We start from the raw sequence: 3,842 nt of genomic DNA, 5'->3' as shown, positions 1-3,842 counted from the left end.
CCCCGGCGGGCCGCGCCCGCCGCCCGGCGGTGTCGCTCGCCCTGGCCACCGAGCCCCCCCCGCCCGCCCTGGGGCCCCCCCCCGGCGCGGTCTGGGGGGCGGTCCGCTCCTCCAACGACCCGTACGCCGGCCGCTGGCGCGAGGAAGTCCGCCGCCTCCTGCGCGCCGCCGGCTCCGAACCCGCCACTCAACTACCCGACACCACCGCCGCCGGCCTAGTCGTCGCCCTCGCCTTCCCCGAACGCATCGCCCGCGCCCGGGTAGAGCGCCCCGCCCCCGGCGAGCGCAGCCCGTACCTGATGGCCTCCGGGACGGCGGCCGAACTCGCGCCCGGCACCGCCCTCGGCGCACTGCCGTGGCTCGCCATCGCAGCCGCCGACCGCCCGGCCGGCTCCCCGTCCGCCCGCATCCTGCACGCGGCGGCACTGGACGAGGACACCGCCCGGCTCGCCGGTGCCTCGCTGCTCGAATCCCGCGAGGAAGTCCACTGGGACACCCGCCGCGACGAGGTCGTCTCCCGCCGGGTCGAGTCGCTGGGCGCGATCGAACTCGCCGAGAAGCCGCTCAACCGCCCCGACCGGGCCCTCGTCCGGACGGCCATCCTCGAAGGCCTGGCCCGCGAGGGCGTTTCCGCCCTCCTCACCTGGCCCTCCCCGGGCCTGCGCGAACGCCTCGCCTTCCTCCACTCCGCCATCGGCGCCCCCTGGCCGGACGTCTCCGACGCCGCGCTGCTGGAACGCGCCGAGGAGTGGCTGGAGCCCGAACTCTCCCGCGCCCGTCGCCGCGCCGACCTCGCCCGCATTGATACGACCGCCGCCCTGCAACGCCTGCTCCCCTGGGCCACCGGAGAGGCAGGCCGCCTGGACGAACTGGCCCCCGAACGCATCACCGTGCCGTCCGGCTCGAAGATACGGGTCGACTACAGCACCGAACGCCCTTTTCTCGCCGTCAAGTTGCAAGAACTCTTCGGCTGGACGGCGGCCCCCGCCCTGGCCGCCGGCCGCGTCCCCCTCACCATCCACCTGCTGTCGCCCGCCGGGCGCCCCGCCGCCGTCACCGGAGACCTCGCATCCTTCTGGCACAACGGCTACCGCGCCGTCCGCGCAGAGCTGAGAGGCCGCTACCCCCGCCACCCCTGGCCCGAGGACCCGTCGACAGCGGAACCCACCCGCCGCCTCAACCCGCGGAACTGACACCCCTCCTCGACGGGGGGTTCCCCGCTCGTGCTGCCGTCAGGAGATCGAGAAGCCCATCTGGCTCACCACCGGCGTCATCGGCACGTAGAGCACCTGCGCGTAGCAGGTCGTCGAGTGGGCCGTCGATCCAGCCGGGCAGCCGACCGCCGACCTTCCGGCCACGATCACGCCGCGAGCCTCCATGTCGCCGTTCGCGCCGGACGGGTTGGCGAGTGCGGGGCCGCCGCTGTCACCCTTCGCGCCGATCGCCCGTCGGTCACCACCCTTCGACTCCGCGACGTCCACCGGCTTGATCTTCGTCCCCTCGTCGTTCGTCGTCTCGACATCGACCTTCTTGACCTCCACGTCGCACTTCCACCCCGACTGGGCGCCGCTGAGGCAGACGAGGTCCCCCACGTTGTTGCGTCCGACCCCGTACGTGCGTCGCGACGAACCGCCGCTGTCCGACCAGGCACCGTCGTAGAACCGGCCGGCGCCGTTGCCGTTGATCCCGATCATGCCGACGTCCAAACCGTCGCCGATCGCGTACAGGTCGCCGATGTAGCCGCCGGTGCCGTTGTAGTACCGGCCGCTGCCGCAGTGTGCGGCGGTCAGCAGCACCTTCGTCCCGTCCTTCCAACCGCTGAACGCGGTCGAGCAGAACGAGGCCTTGCCCGTGTTGACTTCGGCGCCCGCGTAGTACGGCGCGCTGTCGGAGTGCCGGCTGCCGGACAGCGCTGCCGGGATGCCCTCGACGGTGGCCGTCACCGGCATCCCGGCGATCTCGGCGGCCGTCCGGGAGTACGCCTGCTCGGTCGTGGCGCCGCCGGTCGGCCGGGTCGCCTTCGTCGGCACGTACGTGATCGCGATGGCGGTGCCGTCCTCCTGCGGGCCGATCGACGTCCATGTCTCGGGCGCCACAGCGGCGGTGAACCGGTCGATCGCGGCACGCATCTCGGCACGGGAGTAGGGGCTTTGGTGAACGTCGACGGTGTAGCCGGGGCCGGCGTTCGCGTCGAGCAGCGCCCGGACCTCGGCCGGGGCCTCGCCCTTCCAGTAGATGTCGGCGTGCTGGTTCGACGCGTCGATCACGGTCCCGGCGTAGCCGTCCGCCGCCCGGTCGCCGGACTCCACCCAGTCCTGCACCGGGTCCGTCATGCGGTGGAGCTTCTGCTGGGCCTGCGGGTCGCGGAGCACCGGCAGGCTGACCGACGGGACCGGCCCGTCCTGCCCGTCCGGCGCGGCATCGGCGGCGACGAGGGCGGAGGCGGTCACGGCGGACAGGGCCAGGGACAGCAAAAGACGGGAGCGGCGCATACGCGGTCCTTCGACGGGGCTGGCGGGCCGACACCCAGCGTAGGGACCGATCCACGTTTCGCCTGGTCAGAAGGCGCGTTTCAGGAGGCGGCAGGCGCACACGGAAGGCGACGCGCCCCCGTCAGCGGATCACTACTCCGGGAAGTCACCGGCCTGGACGAAGGAGAGGAAAGACGTCCAAGCAGAGGCGGGGAAGACGAGCACCGGCCCGTGCGGGTCCTTGGAGTCGCGCACCGGGATGCCGGCTGGAAGAGATCCGAGGGCCACCTCGATGCACTCGCCCCCATCGTCGCCGCTGTAGCTGCTCTTGCGCCACGCGAGGGCCACCTCGATGCACTCGCCCGCGTCGCCCGCGCTGTAGCTGCTCTTCCGCCAGGTCACCATCGCCAGCTCCTTGGAGACTTACGTCGGGAAGTCGCCCTCACGGACGGCCATCACGAAGGCTTCCCAGGCGGCGGCCGGGAAAACGAGAGCCGGGCCCTGCGGGTCCTTGGAGTCACGCACGGGGACGAGGCCTGGGAATCCGGGGGCCACCTCGATGCAGTCTCCGCCGTTGGGAGCGCTGTAGCTGCTCTTCCGCCAGACGGCTCTGGCGAGCTCGTTTCGCGTCATCCTTGTACCCTTCCAGCGCATCACGGATCAGCGCAAGCGAGTTACTCCCTGGGAGTACCTCACTGCGAAGCCGATCATAGACGCGCCGGTGTGCAGCGACGACTTCCGGATCATTGCTCGGATGCCCTCGATCCAAGCTCTCCGAGTAGACGTAGTTCTGCCCGTCGGGCATCTCCAGTAGGACCATCGACGTGGGGATGACGGTCCTACGGTCCGCGAACGGCGCGATCTCAATGATCACGTTCGATAGCTCTGAGATGGCCAGCAGGTGTTCCATCTGCCGATACATCACCTCGGGCCCGCCGATGACCGTCCGAATCGTACTTTCGTCAAGAACAGCCAGAAGTAAGGGGCCGTCCTGCACGAGGAACCGCTGCTGCCGAGCCAATCGTGCAGTCGTTCGCTCCTCAATCAGCGCTGTCGAACCACCAGCCGCAAACAGCGCCTGCGCATACTCCCGACACTGCAGCAAGCCATGCATGTATCCGCACTGGTAGACACGGGCACCGAGCGCCTCGGACTCCATGTCTGCATGGGTCTGAAACCAGTCCGGGTGTTCAATCCCGGCGTTCCAGTCCACCCTCCCCCAGAGCCGCTTCAACGCACCGCCCGTGTTGAGCAGTTCGTCGGCCTTCTCCACCAGTTCCGGCGGCATGCGGCGCTGACCGGTCTCGTACCGGGTGATGTTCGTCCGGCTGCAGTGCAGCAGCTTGCCCAGCTCTTCCTGGGTGTAGCTGG

General features: G+C 70.5%; 5 protein-coding genes. 1 reads left to right on the top strand and 4 read right to left on the bottom strand.

The window, feature by feature from the left end; genetic code table 11:
* On the top strand, nucleotides 1–1,193 hold a 1,193-nt coding region (locus ACFV6I_RS34810), incomplete at its 5' end, for an ATP-dependent helicase C-terminal domain-containing protein (RefSeq protein WP_380429848.1).
* Between the two features lie 39 nt (nucleotides 1,194–1,232).
* On the opposite strand, the gene ACFV6I_RS34805 is transcribed toward ACFV6I_RS34810, so the two are convergent.
* From ACFV6I_RS34805 to ACFV6I_RS34790, 4 genes are all read right to left on the bottom strand, one after another.
* Nucleotides 1,233–2,492: a hypothetical protein gene (locus tag ACFV6I_RS34805; RefSeq protein ID WP_380429845.1), complete on the bottom strand. Its 1,260-nt coding sequence runs from the start codon at nucleotides 2,490–2,492 to the stop codon at nucleotides 1,233–1,235.
* Nucleotides 2,493–2,624: 132 nt separating this feature from the next.
* Entirely contained in the window at nucleotides 2,625–2,876 is a 252-nt protein-coding gene (locus ACFV6I_RS34800; protein ID WP_380429843.1) for a DUF397 domain-containing protein, read from the bottom strand.
* Nucleotides 2,877–2,894: 18 nt separating this feature from the next.
* Nucleotides 2,895–3,026: a DUF397 domain-containing protein gene (locus tag ACFV6I_RS34795; protein ID WP_380429840.1), complete on the bottom strand. Its 132-nt coding sequence runs from the start codon at nucleotides 3,024–3,026 to the stop codon at nucleotides 2,895–2,897.
* Nucleotides 2,989–3,842 (bottom strand): helix-turn-helix transcriptional regulator (locus tag ACFV6I_RS34790; RefSeq protein WP_380429838.1); only part of this gene is annotated, 854 nt, incomplete at its 5' end. The genes ACFV6I_RS34790 and ACFV6I_RS34795, both read right to left, overlap by 38 nt.

The sequence above is a fragment of the Kitasatospora sp. NPDC059803 genome, from assembly GCF_042732255.1.
Lineage (GTDB): Bacteria > Actinomycetota > Actinomycetes > Streptomycetales > Streptomycetaceae > Kitasatospora.
This window is presented reverse-complemented; position numbering and strand designations above follow the sequence as displayed.

Bases quoted from the DNA above. Each gene is read 5' to 3' on its own strand.
- ACFV6I_RS34805 (WP_380429845.1), bottom strand. From the start codon at position 2,492: ATGCGCCGCTCCCGTCTTTTGCTGTCCCTGGCCCTGTCCGCCGTGACC.
- ACFV6I_RS34800 (WP_380429843.1), bottom strand. From the start codon at position 2,876: ATGGTGACCTGGCGGAAGAGCAGCTACAGCGCGGGCGACGCGGGCGAG.